Genomic DNA, 25,073 nt, shown 5'->3' on the forward strand with positions numbered 1-25,073 from the left:
GTCAAGCGGCGCGGCCTCTCCAACCGCCCTGGGTGCCGCCGTTGGCGTTGGAACCCAACAGTTCCCGATACAGCGCGGCGTATTCTTCGGCCGCGCGTTCGGGCGCATAGCGCTGCGCCCGCTCGGACAGGTCCGCCGGCCGAATAGACTGATCCGCTTGGCGTCGCAACAGGTTGTCGACGCCGGCGGCCAACGATTCGGGCTTGAAGGGCGTCGCCAGGTAGCCCGTGCGCTCGTGTTCGATCAACTCCTTCGGCCCGCTGTGGTCAAACGCCACGACCGGGGTTCCGCAGGCCAACGATTCGGCAATCGTTTTGCCGAACGCTTCCATGATCGACGGAGCCAAAAAGACGTCCGCCGCCGAATAGAGATCTCGGAGGACCGAAGCCTCGGAGATGTATCCGAAACTTCGGGTCGCCCGTTCCGGTGCCAACACCGTGCTGCGTTTCATGCCGCCGAAGATCAGCAACTCAAACGGCTCGTTGCACATCGGCAGTGATTGTTGCATCTGCTGAAAGCCCTTGTAAAAGGACTGCGGCGAAACCGCACCCACCAGCACGTACCGGCGGTCGGGCGACAACCCCAGGCGTTTCCTCGCTTCGCTCCGCGAGACCGGGTAGTAGTTCTTGAGATCGATGCAGTTGGAAATCGTGCGGATCGGGCGATCTTTCAACAGGCTGCTGGATCGCGCCTGGTCGGCGATCCACTGGCTGATGCCGACGATCGAAAGGTTCTCCGGGTAACATTCGCCTTTCAATTGGTGCACCTGACGCGACAAATCCTGGTCTTCGTCCGACCCCAGTTGGGGACAGCGGCCGCACTGTTGCTGAAACCGCGAGCAACCGATGCTGTAGTGGCATCCACCGGTCAGCGGCCACATGTCGCGCAGCGTCCAGACGACCGGTTGGGGAAGATGTTTCAAATCCCGCAGCTGAACGAATCCGCGGTTGATCCAGTGCAGATGGACGACGTCGCTAGACCGGACGACCGGGTGACGACTCAATTCGATCCCCGGTGATCCCACGCTGAACAAGGTGTTCTGGCGCTCGGGATAGCGTTTGACCTGGCGACGTTCCTGCTTGACGCGTCGACGCCGGGCGATCCTCCGGGCCAATCGTTTGAACGGACCGGGTGGACGTGTCGTGTCTGTTTCGACGAAGTCATTCAACAACCGCGACCGGACGCCTTGGCGCAGCAGGGCCTCATGCAGAAGAACCGCGCCCTTGGCGGCTCCTTCGTGCAGAGGTCCGCCGACCACATGGCAAACTCGCAGGCTGTCGTTGAAATTCATGACTTCGATTCAATACTCTCGCTGGCTGAAGCGCCGCCAATGACCCTTCGCTCGATGCCGTGCTCTCTTTACCAATCGGCGTGATTCAAACCGTTCTCCTGCAAAAGAACGCGTTTTCGGACATCCGCTTGCAGTCGCCGCGGCACGGCACTCGCTCCGACGGGCCGCAGAGACCCACTTGTGATCGGTCGCACCCGTGGCAACTTCCGGGCGCAATCCTCAGGCAGACTTCCGTCGCCAGCGTTCGTCGGTCGGTGGACATGCTTGCCGTGACTCCAACTCCGACAACACCGGCTCGGCAGATTCCGCCGGCGTCACGCCCAAACATTCCAGCGTTTTGCGCCAGGTTGCTTCGCTCCGGCCAACCAGGATCTCGCGTTTCGCGTTCAACACCGATGACACCTGGGCGCTTTCATTCGGATCGATCAGCCGATCCACCAAGCCGTCCAGATGCTGCGGCGTGTCGTTGGGTCCGTGGATCAAATCCGGCGTCCCAAAATCCCGCAACAACATCGGATACTTGTGGGCCCAGCCGAGTGCCACCGCGGGCACGCCGGATGACAGTGCCGCGACAATGGCGTGGAATCGCGATCCGACCAGAAACTCGGATCCGGCGATGACGCCTTTCAAATACACCGGGTCGTCGTGGTCGCACAGCGAAACCGCGGGGGCGAAGGCTTCACACCGCTTGAGGATCTCCAGACCCAAGCGTCGATCACCGCTGTCACGCGAGTGGAGCAACACAACCAATTCGCGGCCGGACCGCAACACTCGCTCGGCAGCTCGGACCAGTCGGTCCAGGTACACTTCTTTCCAAGCGGCTTGGCCCCGGTCCAGCAAACGTTCGTTGGGAACCAGACACACGTAGGGACGCTGCCGCAATGCGATCGGTTGGACCGCACAGGAAATCGTCAGGTCCGGTGCGAGCAAGCTGGTTTGATCACTGACACCGAGGTCGCGAACCGCTGCCAAAGAGTCTTCGTCGCGGGCAAAAACCAGATCGGCCCGTTGCAGCAGATCCGCGCTCGCGGCCGCGACGCGTGGTTGTTCAAAGGGGCCAAACATTTGCGGCAGAAAAACAACCGGTTTGCCTTCTTCCTGGTAGCGACGGACTTTCTTCAGCAATTGCTCGGCTGGACGTGGTCCCCATTTATCGCCCAACCGGTATCCGGAAAGATCCACCAATCCGGACATCCGTCGTGGGGGATGGATTCCCAAGCGGTCGATCAGGCGGGCAACTTTGGGAAGCCGGAACGCGCCGCAAACGACGCGGCCTCGCACCGAGCCGCACTTGTGCTCCGGCGGATAAACCGCTTCCAACCCGAGCGGGGCGCGACGCGCGAAGGTGTCGGCTTTCCCCGTTTCCATTGCCAATCGCAACGACGTATCCTCCGTCCGCAAGCGGTGAACGGTCGTCTGCAACATCAACTGGGCGCCGAAGTTCTGAAAGTTGCCGCCGAAGAGTTCGATCATCATCGCTGGTTGTAACTACGGATCGAGTGGAGGGGTTTTTTGGAAGAGCAGGGGACCATTCCGTCGGGGTCCGGATAGCCAAACGAAATCAACATCACAACGCGCTCGTGTCCGGCCAAACCGATGGCTTCGGCCATCTGACGTTCTCGACTTTCAACATCGGGCCAGTTGATGCAACAGCTGCCGACACCTTGCAACTCCAACGCGTACTGAAATGACATCGCCGCCAGAGACGCATCGATGTAGATCACGTGCCGATCGCGTCCGAGCGGGAAGGCTTGCATTTGCCCGACCAGGACCACCAGGCCCGGAAAGTTTTCGGCAAAGCCGGCGGTGCCACCCGGAATCGCGCCGATGCGTTGAACCAACGCCGGATCGTCGTAGACACGGAATTGAAACGGTTGCCGATTGCAGGCGCTGGGCGAAAGTCCAGCAATTCGGATCGCACGATCAATGACCTCGCGCGGTACCGGGCGCTGCTGGTACCAACGCACGCTTCGTCGCCGCCACGCTAAACGTTCAAAGTCATCGATCGAGACGCCCAACGGTTGCAGGTCGCGACGGTAGGGCGTCAACGCGTGGGCTTCCGAGGACGTATGGAGGGAGTCGTCAAATCGCTGTCGAGCCGCGTCGTAGCGATCGAACAGGCCGTCCAGCATCGCATCCCGGCGGACCACGCGGAAATAATCGCCCAACACGTCTCGGGCCCATCGCAGGGTCTGACAATCGTCCTGCTGCCCCGGCGAAACTTCCTTGCCACCCGTCGCATCAGCGACCGACTGCTCGAACGAAGCGACCGTCTCGGCGATGTAGTCCAAAGCGAATTGGGGTCGACGGGGTCGCATGATCAATCCCTTTTCCAGCCGGTGCGTGTTGCGACGCAACTGAAACAAGACGGCTTCGCCACCGGCCTCTTCCAACTGCATCAAATGCCGCTGCCGGCCCCGCAGCATCGCCTGAGCCTCGCGGGATAGTTCGCCGGAAATCAGACAGTGCAAACCAGACAGCGGACGCCAACGGCACGCCAGGTCCAGCCAGCGGCGCCGCCACCGCTCTTTGATTCGTCGAACCAGGCTGCGACGCGGCGGCCGCGGCTGAGCGTTCGTGCCTTGACCAGATGTCGAGTTCCGGGGCGGAGCAGGAGACGGGTGGCGAGGCAGTTCAGACGCGGTGGATGCCGCCCGTTCGGCCGCGATCGCATCGGGCCTGTGGCTTTGACCGGGGGGAACTTGGCCTTCTAGCGCGTGCTCCCGTTGCCGATGCGACGTGTCGGTTCGCAGTTCCGGACCGCCTTCGCGGCCTTGGACTGCGCGCACTGCGGTACCGCTATTCTCTTCTGCGGTGGCCCCGCGGGTCACGGCTGGCAGCACCGCGGGGGATCGCGGAGTCGGTTGGGTGGAATCGCCGGTGGGCGACAGGCTGCCGGAACTCGGTGGTGTCATCGGCGGAATCGATTGCGGGGAGGGATCATTCGCCCGCTATCCGTACCAAAACCGCCCCCCGGCGGGACAGAGCAGTCTGGACGGTTCAAGAACACCCAACGACCAAAAGCCGAACAATCTGAGCTCGCGCTCAGGTGCTCTGTCCCCGTTTGAATCCTTCTCTTTCAGCTTTGATTGCAAGAAGGCCCAGTGCGCTCAAGTGCTCTGTCCCCACTCGCTCGGTCCCCGTTCGCTCGAAAGGGCCGGAGGTCCGACAGCTCCCTGCCGGGGTCCTTGGACCCCGGTTGGCAAGCATCACTCCAACACCAGCCCCGAAGGGGCGACAGACAACGGACGAAGTTTCGAACCCAAGTGCTCTGTCCCCATCCCGCGCGGAAGTGCTCTGTCCCCACTCGCTCGGAAGGGCCGGAGGCCCGACAGCTCCCTGCCGGGGTCCTTGGACCCCGGTTGCAAGCATCACTCAAGCACCAGCCCCGAAGGGGCGACAGACAACGGACGAAGTCTCGAACTCAAGTGCTCTGTCCCCATCCCGCGCGGAAGTGCTCTGTCCCCGTTCGCTTGTCCCGAAGGGGCGACAGACAACGGACGAAGTTTCGAACTCAAGTGCTCTGTCCCCATCCCGCGCGGAAGTGCTCTGTCCCCATTCGCTTGGGTTCTTGGGTTCGTTCGCTTGGGTTCAATCTTGCAGATTTGCTTGCAAGAAGGCCCAGAGGTCGGCGTATTCTTCGATCCGCTTGCTGACTGGCGTCCCGGCGCCGTGGCCGGCTCGGGTTTCGATCCGAATCAGCGTCGGATTCTCGCAGCCCTGGGCGGCTTGCAACGCCGCGGCAAACTTGAAACTGTGGCCGGGCACGACGCGATCGTCCCGGTCCGCGGTCGTGATCAACGTGGCGGGATAGCACGTCCCCGGCTTCAAGTTGTGCAGCGGTGAATACGACAACAAGTTCTCAATCTGGTCCGCTTCATCGCTGCTTCCAAATTCGGTCACCCAGGCCCAACCGATTGTGAACTTTTGATAGCGAAGCATGTCCATCACGCCGACCGCCGGCAAACAGGCACCGAACAGGTCGGGACGCTGCGTCATCACCGCTCCGACCAACAGTCCCCCGTTGCTGCCCCCGCGGATCCCCAACCGCGACTTGGTGGTGTACCCGGCCTGCACCAGATGCTCGGCCGCCGCAATGAAGTCGTCGAAGACGTTCTGCTTCTTCAGCCGCATGCCGTCCTCGTGCCACTGCCGTCCGTATTCACCGCCGCCGCGCAAGTTGGCAACCGCGTACACCCCGCCGGCATCGACCCAGGCCGCGTTGGCCGGGGAGAACGACGGCGTCAGCGAGATGTTGAAACCGCCATAGGCATACAACAGTGTTTGATTGGTTCCATCCAATTTGCTGTCCTTGCGTCGGGTGACGATGATGGGCACCCGCGTGCCGTCCTTGCTGGTGCAGAAAATCTGTTCGGTGACAAAAGCGTCGACGTCGATGGCGATTTCGCTCTGTCGCCACAGCGACGTTGATCCGTCGCTCAGGTCGACACGGTAGATCGCCCCCGGTGTCACGTAATTTGTGAAGCTGAAGAACGTTTCGGTCGCGTCTTGTCGCCCACCGAATCCGGACACGCTGCCGACACCCGGCAACGCCAATTCATCGATCAGCTCACCGGCGATGGTGTGGCGAGTGACGCGGCTGCGGGCATCCCGAAGCGAGTCGACGTAGAACGTTTCATCGAACAGGCTGGCCGATTGAATCACGTCCTCCGATTCGGCGACCACTTCCCGCCACTGATCACGCTGGGGTGCATTCGTGTCGACCGCGATGATCCGCCGCCGCGGGGCTTCATGGTCGGTCAGGAAATACATCGTGTCACCGACCGACGCGACGAAGTCGTATTCCGCATCAAATCCCGTGATCAGCGGTTGGACTTCCGCATCCGGACGCCGCAGGTCTTTAAAGAACACCTGCGACTTCGGTTCGGAGCCCTTCCAGTTTTGAACCACCAGGTAGCGACCATCATCGGTCACGATCGGCGAAAATCCCCACTTGGGATGATCGGGACGTTCGATGATCAGGTCGTCTTCGCTCTGGTCCGATCCCAGCGAGTGAAAGTACATCCGCTGGTTTTCATTGGTTCCGGTCAATTCCGCGCCTTCGACCGGCTCACTGTAGCGTGAATAAAAAAACCCGCTGTTGTCGGGCAGCCACGCAACGGAACTGAATTTCACCCAGCGGACAACGTCGTCGGTGTCCTTCCCGCTGGCGACGTCCCGGACCTTCCACGTTCGCCAGTCGCTACCACCATCGGCGAGCGCATAAGCAACGTACTTGCCGTCGTCGGTGATGGCGGTCCCGGCCAAAGCAACGGTGCCGTCTTCACTGAACTGATTCGGATCGATGAAGACGCGACGTTTGGCTTCCAACGAATCGGCAATGTACATCACGCTCTGGTTCTGCAAGCCGTCGTTGTGCGTGTAGAAGTAGTGTTCGCCGCGCGGCCGAGGCAGCCCGTAACGCTCGTAGTTCCAAAGCTGTTCCAAACGCTTCCGCATCGGTTCCCGCTGGGGCAACGATTCCAGGTAGGCTTCGGTCACACGGTTTTGGGCCGCAACCCATTCGGCGGTTTCCTTGCTTTCGGTGTCTTCCAACCAGCGATAGGGGTCGGCGACGACATTTCCGTGGTAATCATCGGTGACGTCGGTGGTTCTCGTTTCGGGGTATTTCAACGGATCGGCACGGTTCTGAGCGGAAACGGTCTGAGCGGGAACGGAAAGGGGGCAAGCCAGCAGGCACAGGGCCGCGGCGGCGGATCGAATCGTCGGTCGTCTCATGTTCGAATCGTCGTTGGGTGGACTCGGCAGCGGCACCGTCGCCACTGTTTTTCTCGGAACCATTGTGGCATTTTTGGCGGCCGAACAGGTCGGCGGATCGGGACAACGACGACCAGGGGGCGGAAAAGGCTCGAACGATTGCAACACGGCGGTCCATCTCACCCTCGGCGGCGTCACCCTCGGCGGCGTCGCGATCGGGTATCCTGGGCCGGAGATAAGACGGGACCGAAAGGGCAGCGGTCGCGAGGGGCAAAATGGGACACGAAGGACAGGGGCAGTGGCGGGACCGATCGGTTCCGGTGCGAGTTGCGGCGCTGGGGCGGCCGGATTTTGATTGGAAGCGTCCGCTTCATCGCTACCCGTTCGTTTTGTTCACCGCGTGTGCGGCGGCGGGCGTGGTGCTGGACTCCTTGCACGATGATCCTTTCGGTTGGCACCTCTGTCACTGGGGCTTGATCGCTTTGACCGCCCTGGCGGTTCCTGCGGTACTAGCTCGAACCGTTCGCAGCCCACGTTTGCGACACGGATTCTTTTGGGCCGGAACGGCCGTTTTGATTTGTTGCGGCTTTGGGCTGTGGCACGCCTGGTGTCGACAAGCGCATGATTCCGCCTCCTTGGAGCGGTGGTTGGAAGACGGTTCTGCCCGTCCGATGGTGTTGCGCGGCCGGTTGCGTCGGACCGTCAGTGTGCGGGCCAACCCGATTGCCCGTTTCGGTCCGGTGGGATCGGTTTCTCCTTGGCAAAGCCAGTTGAACCTGCGGGTCGATCTCTGTCGTGATGGCGACAGCTTTCGCCCGGTTACCGGCAACGTGTTGGTGTACGCCGAAGGCGACCGCAGTCATTTTCACCCCGGTGACCGATTGGAGGTTTACGGTTGGCTGGAGCCCTTCCCACGACCGAGCAATCCCGGCGAACCTGACTTGCGGCCGATGTACCGACGCCGAGGTCTGCATGGCCGCATCGAAACCGATGACCGGGCGGCGATCCGCCTGTTGGCTCGGTCCAACGACCTTCCGGGGCGAATCGTTGCAGCAATCGCCTCGCGCGGGCGCGAGGCTTTGCTGCGTCACACGGATGAACGGACCGGCCCGTTAGCGTTGGCGTTGGTGATCGGCCAACGTGAATTCGTCCGTGGGGACACCCGCGAAGCACTGCTGGCCACCGGGACCGCGCACCTGCTGTCGGTCAGTGGGATGCACTTGGCGATCATCGTGCTGGTCGCCAACTGGATCGTTTCCGGAACGGGGACGACAGGGTTGCCAAGGCTGTGCATCATCCTGTCAATCAGCGCGCTTTACGTTGCGGTGACCGGGGGGCGGCCGCCGGTGTTTCGGGCGGCCGTGTTGATTTCCCTTTGGCTGGTATCGACGGTGCTGCGACGTCCCTCTCAACCGCTGAACACACTGGGCATCGCGGCGCTGATTCTGATTGCGTTGAACCCGGCCAACGTCTTCGCCGTGGGAGTCCACCTGTCGTTCCTGGCGGTGATCACGCTGATGCTTGCCGGACGCTCCATCGCTGCGGATCCCATCGCCGCGGAGCTGGACCGCAAGCGAGAGCAGGGGTTCCAATCACTGCTTGATTCGGCTTCCAATCCGGCGGTCGTCTACGCCCGCTCGGTGTTGCGGTTCTTCGCGCAATTGGCTTGGCTGAGCGGGTGCGTGACGGCCGTCAGCTTGCCGTTGGTGTGGTCGCAGTTCCATTTGATTTCCCTGGTCAGCGTCGCGACGAACGTGTTGGTCTGGGGCGGTCTGATGGTGGCGTTGCCGGCGGGCGTGTTGGTGGTGATCATCGATCCGATCAGTTCGTCCCTGGCTGCGGTTCCCGGCGCGCTCTGTCACGGGGCGCTGGGGTGCATGTGGTGGGTGATCGACTGGACGCGGGGCTGGCCAGCAGGCCATTTCTGGTTGCCGTCACCGCCGACGTCGGCGGTGATTTTGTTCTACGTGGTTTTGGCCCTGTCGCTCGTGCTGCGGACGCGACGGGCGCTGTGGTGGCGCGGCGGTTGGGTGCTGGGATGGACGGTCGCGGCGGTGCTGATCGCGACCCGTCCGGCCCCGCTGCCGACGAACACCCTGGAGGCCACCTTCATCGACGTCGGTCACGGAACCAGCGTGATTGTCCGCCTGGACGATGCCGTATTTCTGTACGATTGCGGGCGGTTGGGAAACCACGACGGCAGCAGTCGCGACATCGACACCGCACTCTGGCAGCTCGGTGTCACGCGATTGGATGCGGTGTTTCTGTCGCACGCCGATGCGGATCACTACAACGCCTTGCCCGCGATCCTGGATCGTTTCTCCGTTGGCCGTGTGATCACCCCGCCGGGTCTGCTGCAGACCGATGAACCGGCCCTCGGGAACCTCCGCGCGGCGATCGGTCGGCACGGCACCCCGGTCCAGGAAGTGGCCGCGGGCCAGTTGGACACGGCGCTGCGTCGTCGCGGCCTTTCGGTTTTGCATCCACCACCGGAGGGAGTCGGTGGCAGCGACAACGCGAACAGTTTGGTGCTGCGTTTCCAGCACGCTGGGACGACGCTGTGGCTGCCCGGCGATCTGGAACCTCCGGGCACGCAGCGGCTGACAGCCACACCGCGACCTGGCGCGGGTGGAGTTTTGATGGCGCCGCACCACGGCAGCCTCTCCAGCGGTGCCGATTTGGTACTGGCCTGGGTCCGCCCGGCGGAGACCGTGGTCAGCGGCGGCGACCGCGCCGGTCGACCGGAAGTGGAACAAATGTTGTCGTTCACCGGCAGCGGGGTCCGCGTGACGGCAACCTCGGGCGCGGTGCGGGTTCGCATCGGTCCGACCGGTAAAATCGCTATCCGCACTTGGCACGACCATCCCTGGTAGCCGACCGGCTCCGGCAAACCTTGATTACGCGGTGACTTTTTCGCCCCGACGTGTACGATTGAGGAACCCACCAAAGCGATCGCGCCGGCTGACACCGGCCAACCGCCACCGATCCCCTCGCCTTTCCCCCCTACGGATCTGATTCCCCTTTCATGGACATCCTTCGCCAGATCTCCGTGACCTGTTTTTTCTCCAGTTACGTGGTGGCCCTGCTGCTGGAGTTGTCGCGGCTGATCGGTTCGTTCCGATTCCGAACGCCCGCGGTGGTGGTGATGATGGTGATCGGATTGTTTACCCACATCAGCTACCTGTTCCTGCGGGCGCTCGATTCGGGTCTGGAAGACGATCGTGGGCTGCTATCCAGCTGGGCGGAATGGTCGCTGCTGTTGGCGTTGGGCTTGGCAATTTGCTTTTTGATCGCCTATCTCCGTCGGCCGGACACGATCATCAGTTTCTTTTTCCTGCCGCTGATCCTGTTGACGATCGGACTGGGGATCTTCGCTGGCGGCTGGGCGCCGTTTTCACGCAGCGAAGCGGTCAACGTGTGGCGCTCGATCCACGGTCTGGCGATGATGATCGGCACCGGGGCGGTGCTGGTGGGTTTCCTGGCCGGCGTGATGTACCTGGTGCAGTCGTGGCGGTTGAAACACAAGCGGGCCGGATCCAAGACGTTTCGACTGCCGACGTTGGAAACCTTGGATCGTGCCAACCGGCGAGCCCTGGTGACCAGCACCACGTCGGTCGCGATCGGCGTCGTGGCGGGCGTCATCTTGAACTTGAACGAGCACGGCCGGGTGAACTGGACCGAGGGCGGCGTGCTGCTCAGCCTGGTGCTGTTCCTGTGGCTGGTCGCTGCCACGGCGACCGAGTTTCTGTATTCACCGGCCAGCCGCGGACGGAAGGCTTTCTATCTGACGCTGGCCAGCCTGGGCTTTCTGGTCTTGGCCCTCGTCGGTGTGATCTATAGCGCGCACGGGGTGAGCTGATGAAGCTGCAGATGATTGGCTGCAGCCACCACGACGCAGCTGTCGAATTCCGCGAACAGATTTCGTTCACCAGCGAGCAGGTCAGCGCGGCGCTGTCGGCGTTTCGCGAAAAGTTTCCCAACGGCGAGCTGGTGCTGCTGAGTACCTGCAATCGCACGGAGCTGTACACCAGCGCCGATGACGACGGAACGCTGGACCGCGACGCCGTGATCGAGTTTCTGGCCGATCAGCACCACCTGAGCGCCGACGACGTCGTTGAACAGATGATTTACCGCAGCGGAAGCGATGCCGTCGAGCACCTGTTCACGGTCGCGGCCAGCCTGGACAGCATGGTCATCGGCGAGTCTCAGATCCTGTCGCAGGTCAAGCAGGCGTACGATCTGGCGTGCCAATCCGGATCGGCCGGTCCGCTGACGCACGCCGTATTCCAAGCCGCCAACCGGGCCGCCAAGCGGGTGCAAACGGAAACCGCGATCCACCGCCGCCGGGTCAGCGTCCCCAGCGTCGCGGTCGGCGAAGTCGTTCCGGAAGTGTTCGATTCGCTGGTCGACAAACGCGTCGTGCTGTGCGGGGCCGGGGAGATGGGTGAAGAAACGTTGCGTTACCTGCAGCAGGCGGGCGCCAACAACATCGTCGTGCTCAACCGCAGTGAGGAACGGGGTCGCGGCCTGGCCGACGCGTTCGGCGTGCAGTTCGGCCGCTGGGAAACGCTGTTGGACGAAGTGGTCCAAGCCGACCTGTTGATCGGAACGACGGCGGCCACCGATCCGATTCTGACCCGCGACCAGTTTGCCCAGTTACGTTCAAAGCGTCGTGACCGTGTGCTGCTGGTCTTGGATTTGGCCGTCCCACGTGACTTCGATCCGGCGCTGGACGAGTTCAGCAACTTGTACCTGTACCAGATCGATGATCTGCAGGCGGCGTGTCAGCGGAACCGACACGAACGCGAAAAGGAGTGGCCCAAAGCGCAACGGATCATCACGGACGAAACGCAACGGTTCTTGGCGGAATTGAACCACCGGGCCACGGGGCCGGTGATCAAACGACTCCGCGAACACGCTCAACAGATCAAGCAAGACGAACTGGAGCGGCTGCTACCGAAGCTGCAATCGATGGGCGGAGACCCGGCGATCAACAAGGAAATCGAGAAGTCGCTTGACCGACTGGTCAACAAACTGCTGCACCCGCCGCTGTCATCGCTGAAGACCGATGCGGCCGAAGGTCACCGCAAGGGCCTGGTCGAAGCGCTACGCGAGCTGTTTCATCTGAGCGACTGAACCGCAGCAGCAGCGACGCCGGTGTGACGTCTGGCGACAGCAATCGAAGTGGGGACGACGATCAATCCCAGTCGTCTTCTTCTTCGTCGTCATCTTCCCAGTCGTCTTCGTCGTCGTCCCAGTCTTCCTCGTCGTCGTCTTCTTCTTCGAAGTCCTCGGTGTCCTCTTCTTCGAAGTCCTCGTCCTCCTCGTCGTCGACCTCTTCCCAGTCGTCGTCTTCATCGTCGTCGAGTTCTTCGTCGTCGTCGTCCTCATCTTCATCGAGTTCGTCATCGACGTCATCCCAGTCTTCGTCATCGTCCTCGAAGTCGCCCTCGTACAGGTCGTCTTCTTCGTCTTCGATGACCGCCAGCGGCTCAAGCAAGGCGGTGGGAAACGGCGGGACGTCGAACAAATCCGCTGCGTACGGATCGGTGGGGAACGATCCGGCGGCGGGGACGACCGATGCGAAAGCAACACGGCTCACGACTGACTCCTTCGTAGATGTCAAAACTTTTCAGGTCGAGTGTTCTGGGTCAACAGATTCGGGAGGAATGACCGACGGCTCGATCGACGTGGCCGGAGGCTGGGGCGCATCATCGGCAGGCTGACGATCTTCTTGCAGCGCTTCCCACTGTATCGGCGGCAGGGCATCGGTGGTGGGCAGGCCAAAAAGTTTTAGGAAGTGTCGGGTGGTGTCGTAAAGATAGGGCCGGCCGAGTTCTTCGCTACGCCCCGAAATTCGAATCAAATCACGTTCCATCAATTGCCGCAGCAACTCGCCGCAGGCCACACCGCGGACCGCTTCGATGTCGGCACGCGAGACCGGTCCCCGATAGGCGACCACCGCCAGCGTCTCCATCATCGGCGATGATAGCCGAACCGCTGCAGGTAAATGTCCCAGACGCGCCAACCAGGGGGCATACGCCGCCCGGGTGAACATTCGAAATCCGCCGGCCACCTTTTCGATCCGCACCGCCCGCCCGTGTTCGTCGTAAAGCTGGTTCAATCGGCGGACAAGTGTACGAGCCTCCGTACCGTCCGCCAAGTGAGCCAATTGGGCCAGCTTTCGGGTGCTCAGCGGCGTTTTCGCGACCAACAACACCGCCTCCAGCCGCATCCGCCGCATCACCGGGTCTTCATCCGCCGCATCGGCTTGCTCCGCATCGGTCCGGTCGGAAACTTGCCGATCGCCGTTGCCGTCCCCCGCCAACACGCCGTAGGGCCGCCCAAACGCCGACACCACACCCCGGTCCGGCCAACCGCCCCGCGGCTGATTTCGCCCCAAGGCTTGGAGTTGATGTTGCAGTGAGGACGATCGCGAACGCATGGCGTAAACTAGATCGGTGAACGATGAAACGAATCTGTTTCCCAAACATCCCCCTTCGGAGACCCCGTGTCCACCTCCGTTTCCACCACCGGATCATCGCGCGGAGGCCGCAAATCGCGCCGTGCCGTCGTGATCGTCTGTTCGATCCTGTGCACGTTGCTGGTGGCCGCATTGGTGCTGATCAAGGGCAACGTCTCGGGGACCGAGTTCGCGCCCAGCCATTTCCAGACCCGTGAATTTTCCTTTTACGAGATTCCGTTTCTGCATCTGCAAATCACCCCGGTGCGGCGAAAAATGGTCACCGACGCCACTTCGCGTCAAATCCGCACCTCCGCCTGGATCCAGGTCCCCCGCGGAAAACCGCCGGAAACCTGGCACCTGGTCAGCCTGTCCCGCGGCCCCACCACCACGCCGGCGTTGGGACAACTGTTGACCGATGAGCTAACCGTCCGCGACAGTTCCGGACCGTTTTGGAGTTCTTGGAACTCCGATCACCCCAAACGGGCCGCCGTCCTGTGGCCGGTCGTGCAGCGTTTGGCTGAACGGGAACTGTATCTGTTGATCCCCGAGCTGATGCAATTGGGACGCACCCATGCCGATGACGCCACGTTGCCCAAAGCCATCGACCAATGGCTGATTGACCAGTACGTGGGGCTGATCCGGGACATGCGTGAGGCCGATCGCACCGATTTGGCCGATGCCCTGCTACGCGAAGCCGTCCAGGACTACCCGGACTCCGATGCGCTCGCCGCGCTGCAGTCGTGACCCGCGTGCCGAATCGAGAATCCCGCGTGATCTATTTGGACAACAACGCCACCACGGCGATGGACCCGGAAGTCATCGAGGTGGTCGCAGAGGAGATGCGCCGCGGGCCGGCCAATCCGTCCAGCCAACATGCCTTGGGACGATCGGCCAGCGAACGCATCGATGACGCGATTCAACGCATGGGACGCTGCTTGGGGAGCGACCTGTCCGTCCCCGGTGGGCCCCGATTGATCCTGACCAGCGGCGGGACCGAATCGAATAATCTTGCCTTGGCCGGTTTGGGCGAGCGCGGCTGTCCGCTGATCGTCAGCGAAATCGAACACCCCAGCGTGCTGGCCGTAGCGACCGAACAACAACGGTCCGGGCGGACGGTGCACCGGTTGCCGGTCTCTCCCGGCGGACGCGTGCACGTGGAAAAGCTGCAATCGCTGTTGGAATCCTGTGGCAACGGGGCGGTGGTGGCGGTGATGTCCGCCAACAACGAAACCGGCGTCGTCCAACCGATCTCTGAAATCCTGGCCGTCTGCCACGACGCAGGTGCATTGTTGCACGTCGACGCAACCCAATCGATCGGCAAACTTCCGCTCTCGCTCGAAAGTCCCGAGCGTGACGACCGGACACCCGATTCACTCTCCTTCGCCCCCCACAAGTTCCATGGGCCGGCGGGAGTCGGCGGTCTGTGGTTGGCGGCGGGCGTGACACTCCGCCCTCAACTTCACGGCGGGGAGCAGCAGCTGCTCACCCGACCGGGGACCGAACCGGTCGCCCTGGTCGTCGGCATGGCCCGAGCATTGGAATTGGCCGTGCAGCATCTGCCGCAAGCCAGCCGACACATGGCCGAGCTCCGTGATCGCCTGCAGAACCGGTTGTCCGAGGAGATCGCCGGGTTGGTGATCCATGGCGTCGATCAGCCGCGCCTGCCGTCGACTTGTTGCGTTTCTTTTCCCGGAACGAACCGCCAATCCATGTTGATGGCGTTGGACATGGCGGGGGTGGCTTGCAGCAGTGGATCGGCCTGCAGCAGCGGCAGCAGCCCCCCCAGCCACGTGCTTTTAGCAATGGGATGCCCCGAATGGGCCGTGGAATCGGCGATCCGGTTCGGCGTCAGCCGCTTTTCCACTAAGGACGAAATCGACACCGCAGCAGACCGTATCTGCAAGATTTACAATAGGTTAAGAACCTGATTCTTTGTGGAAAACTAAGTGGAAAACTGGCTTGAAAAATAAAACCAGCGGGTAGAATGGTGGAGTTTGACTGATCGCTCGACGCGCAGGTGCCCGTTTGAACGTTTCGCCTAGCTTGCCGAATCTCACCACGTTTCCGCTGGAGCGCCCGCTTCTGCGGCAGCGGATGCGTGATGCGAAGCTGGCTCGGCAACGCGCCTCGGCATCGCTGCCGCTCTTCATTGCCGGCCCCGAGAACCGGCTGGCAGCGTTTGTCTGCCAGAGCGATGCGGCCTTCTCGCTGGCTCAACCGGTGCTAATGATCGGTCCCAGCGGCTGCGGCAAAACCGCTTTGGCGTTGCATCTTGCCGCCCGCTGCGCCGCCAGCATGTCATTGGGCGGACAAAGCGGAGCGGTCAAATACCTGGTCGGTTCGGACTATGCGCGGGATTACGCCGAAGCCGTTGCAGCGGACGACCTGCCGCCGCTCCGCGAGATGATCGACGAAGTTCCGGTGTTGGTTTTGGATGGATTGCACGCCATGGCCGGCAAGCGTGCCGCCCAGGACGAGCTTTCGATGCGGCTGGAACGGCGTGTCGATGCCGGACGACCGACGATTCTGACCTCTCAACGCCTGCCGTCGGAAACACGCGGCATCCGCCCCCAATTGGCCAGTCGGTCCGTCATCGGTTTGACGATTCCGATCCAATTCCCCGGTCCAGAAAGTCGTCGAACCCTGCTGCGTGAATACGCCTTGCTCCGGGGCGTGGAACTCTCCGAGGACCTGATCGGACTGCTTGATGCGGGACTGCGCACCGAGCTTCCCGCGCTCGCCCTGGACGCCGCGATCAAACAAGTCGACTTGTTCGGCCGAATGAATGAGACCACGCCGAACGTCGCCGCCGTGCAATCGGCCATCGATACCGCGGGCCGCAATGATGACGTCGACCTGGGCAAAATCACCCGGACCGTGGCCAAGATTTGGGGCCATCGCACCAAAGATCTGCGGAGCGGTTCCCGGAAGCAGTCGGTCGTTCGCGCCCGATCACTGGCGATGATGCTGGCCCGGCAATTGACTTCGCACAGCCTGGATACGATCGGGGAGTACTTTGGCGGCCGCGATCATTCCACCGTCTTGCACGCGATCCGCAAGACGCAAAGCTTGCTGGAACACGACGGTGATCTGAGCCGGATGATGCAAGAAGCGACGGAAAAACTGGCGGTCTGAGATCCCGAGGGTGCATGGGGTTCCCGCGGGCACATCGGTGCCTCCACTTGCCGGTTCTTTCTCTCATCCGCTCTGCGGGAAGGTCACTACGGGAACGTCACAGAGCAGCTTTGCGACGACACGAGGGGGCTCCCACGGAGTCACCCGTGCTTGGCATTCGCGTCCGTTTCTGACCTCCCCGAGGGCATGAAGCAGCGATCTGCCCGCCGAGACTGGTCATCCACCTGGTTTTTTCCGGGTTTTCATCCCGTGGAAAACCCGTCCGGCTGTCGTCAGCGGGTCGTGTGCGTCGAGTGGCCACCGTCGTGTGCCGCCGCGACGGTTCGTCGGCGACTGTCGGCCGCCACCCCGTTGGTCGACTGGGCACGAACCGCTGCCTGACCTGTTTTCCACGGCCACGCTGTTGTCGCAACTGCCCTGCTGGAAACGAGTTTTGATTTGAAAATGAACGCGACTGACCGTCACCGGGCGAAGGTTATTACGATGACGATCAATAGAAATTACTAATCAGAATGAAGGCATCCGCAGGCTGACAGCCTCGGTCCTTCAGGTCCGCTACCGAAACCGTCTGATTCCGTTACAACATGCTCGTCCACCATGCTCCATCTAAGTCGATTGCGTAGCTTCCATGAAAATCACGTGCTCTCGAGAACCGTTGACGGCCGCCTTCTCCCTCGCGGCCAGCATCGCACCGGCCCGATCGCCGAAAGAGATCTTGCAGAATGTGAAGGTCACCGCCTCCGGTGGCAAGCTGACGTTGACCGCCACCGACATGGAGGTGGGGATCCGTCTGGAAGTGGAAGAAGGGGTCGAAGTCGAGACCGAGGGCACGGCACTGCTGCCGGTGAGTCGCACGATGGCGATCCTGCGTGAGAGCACCGACGAGACTTTGACGCTGGAGACCGATGAGTCGGGGATTCAGCTCAGCGGAAGCCGCAGTCGATTTCGCTTGCCCGGCAGCAACCCGGACGAATTTCCGCCAGTCGTTTCCTTTGACGAGGACAAGTACCACGTCATCTCGACACGGCTGTTCCGTTCCATGGTCCGCCGCACGGTGTTCGCGACGGACACCGAGAACAGCCGCTTCGCGCTTGGCGGTGTCTTGTTGGAGATGACCGATGGGACTGTCACCGCCGTCGGTACCGACGGACGGCGTCTGGCCAAGATGGAAGGCGAAGCCGAATCTGTCGGCGGCCACGAGACGAGCGGAACGAATACGATCGTGCCGACGCGAGCGATCCAGCTGATGGAGCGAGCGGTCGATGAGAATGACGAAACCGTCGACGTCGCGGCACGCTCCAGTGATCTGTTGCTGAGGACCAAATCGGCGGTCATCTATTCCCGACTGGTCGAAGGCCGGTATCCGAATTGGCGCCAGGTGTTGCCACAGCGAGAGGACGCGGTGCGGCTGGAACTGACCGTCGGACCGGTTTTTGCCGCCCTCCGACAAGCGGCGATCGTCACCGATCAGGACAGCCGTGGCATCGATTTCACCTTCGGCGATGGCACGATGAAGTTGGAAGCCAGCACCAAAGACATCGGACAATCCCAAATCGAGCTGCCCATCGCGTATGATGGAGAGACGATCACGCTGACGATGGATCACCGATACTTTGCGGACTTTTGCAAGGTGTTGGATCGGGAGATGCCGTTCGAAATGGAAATCGAATCGTCATCGTCTCCGGCGTTGATGACCACCCAAGACGGTTACGCCTACGTGATCATGCCGATGGCGCGCGATCGCTGATTGGCTTCGGATTTGCACACCCGAAGAGTACCATCAAGCGGTGGACGCCTGATGGCACGACCGATGCCGTCGCCGGTGAACAAGAGTCGTTGAACCAACCTTTCGCTGAGCTTTCCTCGCCAGAGACCCAAAACCGTGAATAACGCATCCGGATCCAAATCGAATCAGCTCGAACAACTCAAGCAATTCACCACGGTGGTCTGCGATACCGGCGACTTTGAATCGATGCGCGAGTATCAGCCGCAGGACGCGACGACCAACCCCTCGCTGATTCTGGCAGCCTCGGGGCAAGAACAGTACAGCTACCTGATCGAGAAAGCGGTCGAAGATCACGCCAGCGGGAGCCTGTCCGGCCAAGAACGCGTCGACAGCGTGATCAATCACATCCTGATCGCGTTCGGCAAAGAGATTCTGGATATCGTGCCCGGCCGGGTCTCTACCGAAGTCGACGCCCGGCTGTCCTTTGACGTCTCCGGGACGATCGAGTTGGCCAAGCGTCTGATCGATCTGTATGAATCCGGCGGCGTCGACCGTGACCGCGTGCTAATCAAAATCGCTTCCACCTGGGAGGGCATCCAGGCGGCCGAACAGCTTCAGAAAGAGGGGATTCATTGCAATTTGACCCTGCTGTTTTCGCTGCCCCAGGCGATCGCTTGTGCCGATGCCAAGGTGCAATTGATCTCGCCGTTCGTTGGTAGGATCTACGACTGGTACAAGAAATCAACGGGCAAGGAATACAGCGGTGCCGAAGATCCGGGTGTCCGATCGGTCCAGGAGATCTATCAGTACTACAAGAAGTTCGGCTATCCGACCGAAGTCATGGGGGCCAGCTTCCGGAACGTCGGTCAGATCATCGAACTGGCCGGTTGCGATTTGCTGACGATCAGTCCTTCGCTGCTGGGTGAACTCCAGTCGGCGACCGAACCGATCGAGAAAAGGCTGGACGAACAAGCCGCCAAAGACGTCGACCTGGAACGCATTCATCTGGACGAGAAATCTTTCCGGTTCGCTCTGAATGAGGATGCGATGGCTACCGAGAAGACCGCCGAGGGCATCCGGCGATTCGCCGCGGACATGCGGAAGCTGGAAGACTTGGTCCGCGAGAAGATCGACGCGCTGGTCGCTTGAAAGCTTTGATAGCAAGGATCGCCCGCTTGAGCCAGAAGCGGGTGGCGGTGGTCTCATCAAACGATCGTGTGCAAAGCTTTGCATTGCAATTGACGGCCAGCAGTCGATGCATCTAGTTAGAACCTGAACCATTTCTTCATGTTCTTGTTCTTGATGCATGCCGATCGACACGGGCTCCAGATCCTTGCAACCTCTTCCAACCACTGACGGCGTACCCAGCGGGTCCCGATCGACAGGCCACGACGACGTCCCGGAGCGGATCAGTGTCGTTCGTGTACTGGGCCGGGGACGGGCGGCGACGGCACAATTGGTTGATGCCGTTTGGTCCGATGGACGACGCTGTCGCTGCGTGGAAAAGGTTTTCTCGCCCGGTCGTTTGACCCGGGCAATCTATCGAATCGCATTCGCGGCACCGTTTGCGTACCAAAATAACCGTCACGCGGCAGTCGCGTGTTTCTATCGACGGCGGGTCGCCGCGGCATTGTTGCGGTCGATCGATTCAGCGGTCGGAGTCGCCGCGCCGTTGTATGTACGCTACGACCGGGGCGATGGCGCTTGGGTGTTGGCCGCCCGCTGGGTAGATGGTCGGGGGCCAAAACCGGACGCCGTCAGCGGTGCGGGGTGGTTTGACGCTCAGCGGGATGACGACCAGGCCGAGGGTGAACTGCCGGCGCTGATCCGCCAGATGAGCGACGTGGAGCAAGAACTCGTCCGGTTCGGTCTGACCGGATCGGGTTGGCAAGTGGCGCCCGCGGCTCTCGTCTCGACGGCGAACCTGTTGATTCCCCGTCGTGGTCTTCGTGTTTTGCGAGACGAGTCAAATGACTCACCCGAGTTGGTGCACAACGCCAGCTACCAGATCATCGATTTGGAATCGGGGATCCCGGCCGTGCTGCTGCCGCGATACCTCAAGGATGCTTGGCTGCGCGGTTCGGCATTTCCGTTTGATGATTTGGATGTTCCGCGATTGCGGGCACAAAGCGAACGTTTGACTGCCCATTGGCTGGCGAACGGCTGTGACAAGCAGGCGTTCGCGCTACGGTCCGATGTGCAATCCCTGATCTTCCATACCCGTCGCTGGAAGGCGACGGAAGTCGCGTGGTTCCGGCAACCGTGGTCGTGGATGCGGGCCCGCCGCCGAACACTCTATCGTCGCGAACTGATCTCGCGGTGGAAGCGTCAGCAGGTTCTCGATCGACAGGCCGAACGAAAGGTCCGAAGCCACCTCGCATGGTTCGCGTTGATCTGGTGCATGGGATTGATCCCGTTTTCGAGCGGCCGCTGGTTGCAACGATTGGCGGGAAACACAAAGTCACGACGTCGGCTGGTCCGTTGGGCCGGATGCGGGGAATACCGTCGACGTGTCGACCACCTGTACCGTCAGTCGCGGAAGAAAAGTTGGATCAATACCGGGCGGATCGGGTCGTCCAATTCGGTGTCGCAACCCTGGTTCTTGATGCACACGCTGATGTCTTGGATCAGTCCAGCAGCGCTGCATCGATTTGTTGTCGATCGTGACCAGCGACGTCGTCGGATTTGGCAGGTGAGTTGCCTGATCGGCAGTCGCACTTACCAGGATTGGGTGGGTCGCAGACTGGTTGGGCGGTGGATTGATCGTTGGGTATCCAGGGAATGGATGACCGTTAACGAAGCAACTCGGCTTGCGGAAGGTTTTCACGAAGCGGAAGTCGGCATCTACGCCCGTGGGATGGCAATGCATTTGGCCGCCAAAGGGATTTCGCCATTTCTGGCGCCGTTAAAGATTGGCGGTGTCACGATGGCGGCGACAGGCAGCTGGATCGGATACGCGTTGATCCCCTTCGCGATCCTTCCGGCGTTGCGGACCCTTATCACCCTAAGCAGTCTGTGGATTCATCGAAGGCAACGGGTTCCGCACGGCGAGGCCTTGTTGGTCGGACTGATTCCCACGTTGGGCTCGTCGGCCTTTGCCGTGCAAATGTGGAGCTCGAACCGAGCGGCATCGTCATTCTTGATCCGGGACATGGCTGCCCGAGTCGGTCGACACCTGCCGGTGTACGGGGGAGCGGATTCCCGAACGGAACACTGGATGTTGCGGCAAGCCGATCGTTTCATCACGTTGCTGGCAGCGGCTCGGCGGATGGTCGGTCCCTGGCATCGTCTGATGGCAGCGGTGATTCCGGTGACCAATCAACCAGAGAAAGCGGAAAACCGGCTGAGCGTGCGTCAGGCGACGCGGAATCGGGGTGGATCGTTGATCGATCGCTGGACCGGAGTATTGATCGCGGAAGAAGCCAAAAGTGTCGGACCGACAACGACAAGTTATCCGGTGGTGCAATTCGCGTTGGATCATTCGAACGTTGAGCGAAGGGCCGGTTAGGCTCATTCGCCGCCTTGCTGCCGGAGTGCGGCTTGGACATCTTCGGCAAGTTGATGTCCGACGCGATCTTCTTCGTCGACCACGACGTGCGCACCCGCTTGAACGAGTTGCCAACGATGAATGTGGTAACGCGCTCGCGCAAAGATCATCGCATCCGGAGCGTGGTAGCGGATCAGGTGCACCAGCTTGCGGCCGGTCAGGGGACTGGGCACGGTGATGATCACGATCGCCGCACGGCTGATTCGGGCATGTTCCAGGATTTCGGTTTGGGTGGCATCGCCGATGTGAGCTTCCAGGCCATAGCGTCGAGCGATCGCGACGTTGTCGGAATTGATATCGACGACGACCAGACGGTCTTTCATCGATTCGATCAGGTCCTCGCTGGCACGTTGACCGGCCGGTCCAAAGCCGACGACAAAGATCGCTTCGCGACCGATCGACGCGTGGGTGTCGGTATCGTCGACATCCGTCGCGATCGCCAACGGGTTGGGCGTCGCGGACTTGCGGCCCAGCTGTGCCAGACGAGCGCCCGCATGAGGTGCCATTGAGATCAGATAGGGTGTGATCAGCAGGCTGATGATCGTGGCAGAGATGATCGCCCGAAACGCGGTGTCGGAGAGCAGCCCCGCTTCGTCGCCCAGACCGCGAGCGATGGTGGCCAGCACAAACGAGAATTCACCTACCTGGGCAAGACAGAAGGCCGATGCGATCGCGAACTGCGGCTGCCCCCCACTGAGTCGCGTGGCGAGCGCGGTGACCGATCCTTTACCGATGACAATCGCCAACACCACGCCGCAAACCAGTCCCAGGTTCTGCAGCAACCACGCCACGTCACCGAACATGCCGACCGCGGCAAAGAACAGCGTGACCAAAATGGTTTTGACCGGTTCGATGTCGGCCCGGATTTGTACCGCGAACGGCGAGACGGCAAGCAGCACGCCGGCGACGAACGCCCCCAGCGCGGGACTCAACCCCAGCCAATGGGCGACCCAGGCGGATCCCATGGCCATGACGACTGCCAGCAAAATCGGCAGGTCACGGTTTCGTTGCCACGACTTCAGACTCAGCAGCCGCGGGGCGACATGATTGAACAGGCCGTAAAACGCGATGATCAGCAACGCCGCGGAGACCAATGCGACCGCCATCTGACGGACAATCATCCAGGGGCTGCCCCCATCGCTCAGGATCGTCACCAACAACATCAGGGGGACCACGGCAATGTCCTGGACCAGCAGGATGCCCAGGGAGATTCGGCCGTAGGGGCTATCGATCTCCGCGCGGTCGGAAAGGATTCGCAGCACGCAGGCGGTGCTGGAAAGCGCGACCATGGCGCCGATCACCAACGCGGAGGGAAGCGGCAGGCCACACAGCCAGACGATTGCGGCGCCACCGACCAGCGTGAAGAGGACCTGCAGTGCCCCGGCCAGCAGGGGGACCTTTCCCAAGTCCATCAATCGTTTCGGTGAGAACTCCAAACCGATCGCGAACAGCAGCAGGGCAACTCCCAATTCCGCGATGCCAAAGATGCTCTGTTGGTTTGAAACCCACCCCAGTGCGCCAGGGCCAATGATCGATCCGGCAATCAGGTAGCCGACGATGGCACTCTGGCGTAGCCGTTCGGCCAACGACCCCAGGATCATTGCCGCCCCGAGCAACAGCAGGACTTCCAACAAGCCATGCCAGACTTCTTGTTGGGCCACGGCAAGCGGTAGCAGGAGCAGTGCGGTCATCTGGACGTTCCAAAATGTTGATGGCCCGCTGTCTCAAAAACCGTCAGCTTGAGCGCTGACCGAATGCTCGCAAAGAAGCGTTCGGGCTGTGCCGCAATCGTAGCGACGGATTGCATCGCCGCGGAGACGGATAAGTGGGCGTCCGAGCGAATTTTGCTGGCGATTCTTGCCGTGACGCTTCCATTTGGCATCGGCCATGCGAAGACGGCTAAGCGGTGAGCCGGATCCGACATCGCAGCGTCCAACAAGACGTCGTCGCCTTTGGCGGGTGTTGGTTGGCCCACCGCATTGCTATTCGATTCCCCAACAGGAAACATCCGATGAAACGTACGTTGATGTCGCTAAGAAACAAACGAAGTCGCATTTTTCGCTCGATCGCCATTCCGGTCGTCTTGACCATCTCCGGTGGCGCCTTGGCTGGCACCGCTCAGGCCCAGGTGGGCGGCCTGGGAGAGACCAACGACCTGGGTCGGGCCGTGGAGCGGGGCGTCAATGAGACACTCCGTGGAACAATCGGTGGCCAGTCACCACAAAACGCCATCCGCGGCGGGATCAATGAGTCGCTGCAGTCGGCCGTGGAAACACCGTCGCAAACGCAATTTCGCGACCAGCAGCGCTACTACAACCAACAATACGGTGCTCCGACGACGGGACAAACCTGGCAACAAGACACCGCCGGCCGGTTGTACTATCGCGATGGTAGTGGGCAACGCGTGTATGCCAGCGGACAAACGGGAACGACCAATCAAGGGACGATCTATCAAGGATCCGGAAGTGCCAATCAAGGCATCGTTTGGCGCGAAGACGCCAACGGGCGGTTGTATCGAGTGGATTCGCGAGGCGGACGAATCTATCGTGGCACGACAAGCGGTTCCATTCAATCGACGGGACAGCGGACGGCGATGACGCAGTCCTCATCGTCCTCGGGGCCGACGCTGGGCGTGGCTGTGCAGCCGAGCGGCCAGGGGGTGACGGTATCCAAGGTTGTTTCGCAAAGCGTCGCTGCCGACGCCGGATTCCAAACCGGTGACACGATCATGGCCGTCAACGGCCAAGCCGTCCAAAGTCCTCAAAGCCTGGGGTCGAAGATTCGTTCGATGAATCCGGGGGATTCGGCCAGCTTCACGATCATGAGAAACGGCCAGAAGCAAACCTTGACGGCCCAATTGAACGACCCGAATGACCGAACGAGTGTCGCCAAGCCGGCGGTCGACGACGATTCGTCGGGGACATCGTCCGATCAGGCGATGTCGGATCTGCGCGAGCAGGTGGAGCAATTGCAAAACGAGGTGAAGCAGTTGCAACAACAAATGAACCGCCTCTCCGGCGGGACCGACGGAGAAGCTTCTGCACAAGTGGAGGCGGAAACTGGCTCGGACGCTGCGTCGACCGCTATCGATGCAGATGCGTCGGGCGACGCCGAAGCGAAGTCGAACGAATAAGGCGCGCCACGAAGCCTGAAAGGGACGTGCTTTTCTAAAATTCACCCTCCCTCCGGG

17 protein-coding genes are annotated in these 25,073 nt (G+C 61.4%); 10 read left to right on the top strand and 7 right to left on the bottom strand.

What is annotated here, in order from left to right; all coding sequences use genetic code 11:
* Window position 1: 1 nt before the first annotated feature.
* The 4 genes from FYK55_RS26555 to FYK55_RS26570 form a co-directional block, all read right to left on the bottom strand.
* A complete protein-coding gene (locus tag FYK55_RS26555) occupies window positions 2–1,291 on the bottom strand; it encodes a glycosyltransferase (RefSeq protein WP_150079667.1) in 1,290 nt (429 codons plus the stop codon).
* A gap of 219 nt (window positions 1,292–1,510) precedes the next feature.
* A complete protein-coding gene (locus tag FYK55_RS26560; RefSeq protein WP_150079668.1) occupies window positions 1,511–2,767 on the bottom strand; it encodes a polysaccharide pyruvyl transferase family protein in 1,257 nt (418 codons plus the stop codon).
* Window positions 2,764–4,206: a nitroreductase family protein gene (locus FYK55_RS26565; protein ID WP_150079669.1), complete on the bottom strand. Its 1,443-nt coding sequence runs from the start codon at window positions 4,204–4,206 to the stop codon at window positions 2,764–2,766. Before FYK55_RS26565 ends, FYK55_RS26560 begins: the two co-directional genes overlap by 4 nt.
* Before the next feature lie 676 nt (window positions 4,207–4,882).
* Window positions 4,883–7,030 carry a prolyl oligopeptidase family serine peptidase gene (locus FYK55_RS26570; protein WP_150079670.1) on the bottom strand — a complete coding sequence of 716 codons (2,148 nt, stop codon included), beginning with the start codon at window positions 7,028–7,030 and terminating at the stop codon, window positions 4,883–4,885.
* A gap of 254 nt (window positions 7,031–7,284) precedes the next feature.
* Here FYK55_RS26570 and FYK55_RS26575 point away from each other — a divergent pair, with 254 nt between their 5' ends.
* From FYK55_RS26575 to hemA, 3 genes are all read left to right on the top strand, one after another.
* A complete protein-coding gene (locus tag FYK55_RS26575) occupies window positions 7,285–9,882 on the top strand; it encodes a ComEC/Rec2 family competence protein (RefSeq protein ID WP_150079671.1) in 2,598 nt (865 codons plus the stop codon).
* 152 nt (window positions 9,883–10,034) lie between these two features.
* Complete coding sequence (locus FYK55_RS26580; protein ID WP_150079672.1) at window positions 10,035–10,868, top strand: cytochrome c biogenesis protein CcsA; 834 nt, start codon at window positions 10,035–10,037, stop codon at window positions 10,866–10,868.
* An 11-nt stretch (window positions 10,869–10,879) separates the two neighbouring features.
* Entirely contained in the window at window positions 10,880–12,145 is a 1,266-nt protein-coding gene (hemA, locus tag FYK55_RS26585; RefSeq protein WP_315854092.1) for a glutamyl-tRNA reductase, read from the top strand.
* A 61-nt stretch (window positions 12,146–12,206) separates the two neighbouring features.
* Here the strand turns inward: hemA and FYK55_RS29290 are convergent, their stop codons facing one another.
* Window positions 12,207–12,611 (bottom strand): hypothetical protein, encoded by a 405-nt coding sequence (locus FYK55_RS29290; protein ID WP_161604771.1) that lies wholly within the window; start codon window positions 12,609–12,611, stop codon window positions 12,207–12,209.
* Window positions 12,612–12,641: 30 nt separating this feature from the next.
* On the bottom strand, window positions 12,642–13,454 hold the full coding sequence (gene scpB / locus FYK55_RS26595; protein ID WP_235909007.1) for an SMC-Scp complex subunit ScpB: 813 nt from the start codon (window positions 13,452–13,454) through the stop codon (window positions 12,642–12,644).
* Window positions 13,455–13,520: 66 nt separating this feature from the next.
* Between scpB and FYK55_RS26600 the strand changes: the two genes are divergently transcribed.
* The 6 genes from FYK55_RS26600 to FYK55_RS26625 all read left to right on the top strand — a co-directional run bounded on the left by FYK55_RS26600 (window position 13,521) and on the right by FYK55_RS26625 (window position 21,844).
* Window positions 13,521–14,219: a hypothetical protein gene (locus FYK55_RS26600; RefSeq protein WP_150079674.1), complete on the top strand. Its 699-nt coding sequence runs from the start codon at window positions 13,521–13,523 to the stop codon at window positions 14,217–14,219.
* A 5-nt stretch (window positions 14,220–14,224) separates the two neighbouring features.
* Window positions 14,225–15,403 (top strand): cysteine desulfurase family protein, encoded by a 1,179-nt coding sequence (locus tag FYK55_RS26605; RefSeq protein WP_235909008.1) that lies wholly within the window; start codon window positions 14,225–14,227, stop codon window positions 15,401–15,403.
* A 115-nt stretch (window positions 15,404–15,518) separates the two neighbouring features.
* Window positions 15,519–16,610 carry a DnaA/Hda family protein gene (locus FYK55_RS26610; RefSeq protein WP_150079675.1) on the top strand — a complete coding sequence of 364 codons (1,092 nt, stop codon included), beginning with the start codon at window positions 15,519–15,521 and terminating at the stop codon, window positions 16,608–16,610.
* 628 nt (window positions 16,611–17,238) lie between these two features.
* The gene (gene dnaN / locus FYK55_RS26615) at window positions 17,239–18,357 is read left to right on the top strand and encodes a DNA polymerase III subunit beta (RefSeq protein ID WP_150079676.1); all 1,119 of its coding nucleotides are present in this window, start codon (window positions 17,239–17,241) and stop codon (window positions 18,355–18,357) included.
* Window positions 18,358–18,492: 135 nt separating this feature from the next.
* Window positions 18,493–19,485 (top strand): transaldolase, encoded by a 993-nt coding sequence (gene tal / locus FYK55_RS26620; protein WP_150079677.1) that lies wholly within the window; start codon window positions 18,493–18,495, stop codon window positions 19,483–19,485.
* Window positions 19,486–19,834: 349 nt separating this feature from the next.
* Entirely contained in the window at window positions 19,835–21,844 is a 2,010-nt protein-coding gene (locus FYK55_RS26625; RefSeq protein ID WP_150079678.1) for a hypothetical protein, read from the top strand.
* Between the two features lie 2 nt (window positions 21,845–21,846).
* On the opposite strand, the gene FYK55_RS26630 is transcribed toward FYK55_RS26625, so the two are convergent.
* Window positions 21,847–23,574: a cation:proton antiporter gene (locus tag FYK55_RS26630; RefSeq protein WP_150079679.1), complete on the bottom strand. Its 1,728-nt coding sequence runs from the start codon at window positions 23,572–23,574 to the stop codon at window positions 21,847–21,849.
* Between the two features lie 320 nt (window positions 23,575–23,894).
* On the opposite strand from FYK55_RS26630, the gene FYK55_RS26635 reads away from it, so the two are divergent.
* A complete protein-coding gene (locus tag FYK55_RS26635; protein ID WP_150079680.1) occupies window positions 23,895–25,016 on the top strand; it encodes a PDZ domain-containing protein in 1,122 nt (373 codons plus the stop codon).
* Window positions 25,017–25,073 lie beyond the last annotated feature (57 nt).

The organism is Roseiconus nitratireducens, from assembly GCF_008629675.1.
In the GTDB taxonomy this organism is placed as follows: domain Bacteria; phylum Planctomycetota; class Planctomycetia; order Pirellulales; family Pirellulaceae; genus Stieleria; species Stieleria nitratireducens.

Bases quoted from the DNA above. Each gene is read 5' to 3' on its own strand.
- FYK55_RS26555 (WP_150079667.1), bottom strand. From the start codon at position 1,291: ATGAATTTCAACGACAGCCTGCGAGTTTGCCATGTGGTCGGCGGACCT.
- FYK55_RS26560 (WP_150079668.1), bottom strand. From the start codon at position 2,767: ATGATGATCGAACTCTTCGGCGGCAACTTTCAGAACTTCGGCGCCCAG.
- FYK55_RS26565 (WP_150079669.1), bottom strand. From the start codon at position 4,206: ATGACACCACCGAGTTCCGGCAGCCTGTCGCCCACCGGCGATTCCACC.
- FYK55_RS26570 (WP_150079670.1), bottom strand. From the start codon at position 7,030: ATGAGACGACCGACGATTCGATCCGCCGCCGCGGCCCTGTGCCTGCTG.
- FYK55_RS26575 (WP_150079671.1), top strand. From the start codon at position 7,285: ATGGGACACGAAGGACAGGGGCAGTGGCGGGACCGATCGGTTCCGGTG.
- FYK55_RS26580 (WP_150079672.1), top strand. From the start codon at position 10,035: ATGGACATCCTTCGCCAGATCTCCGTGACCTGTTTTTTCTCCAGTTAC.
- hemA (WP_315854092.1), top strand. From the start codon at position 10,880: ATGATTGGCTGCAGCCACCACGACGCAGCTGTCGAATTCCGCGAACAG.
- scpB (WP_235909007.1), bottom strand. From the start codon at position 13,454: ATGCGTTCGCGATCGTCCTCACTGCAACATCAACTCCAAGCCTTGGGG.
- dnaN (WP_150079676.1), top strand. From the start codon at position 17,239: ATGAAAATCACGTGCTCTCGAGAACCGTTGACGGCCGCCTTCTCCCTC.
- FYK55_RS26630 (WP_150079679.1), bottom strand. From the start codon at position 23,574: ATGACCGCACTGCTCCTGCTACCGCTTGCCGTGGCCCAACAAGAAGTC.
- FYK55_RS26635 (WP_150079680.1), top strand. From the start codon at position 23,895: ATGAAACGTACGTTGATGTCGCTAAGAAACAAACGAAGTCGCATTTTT.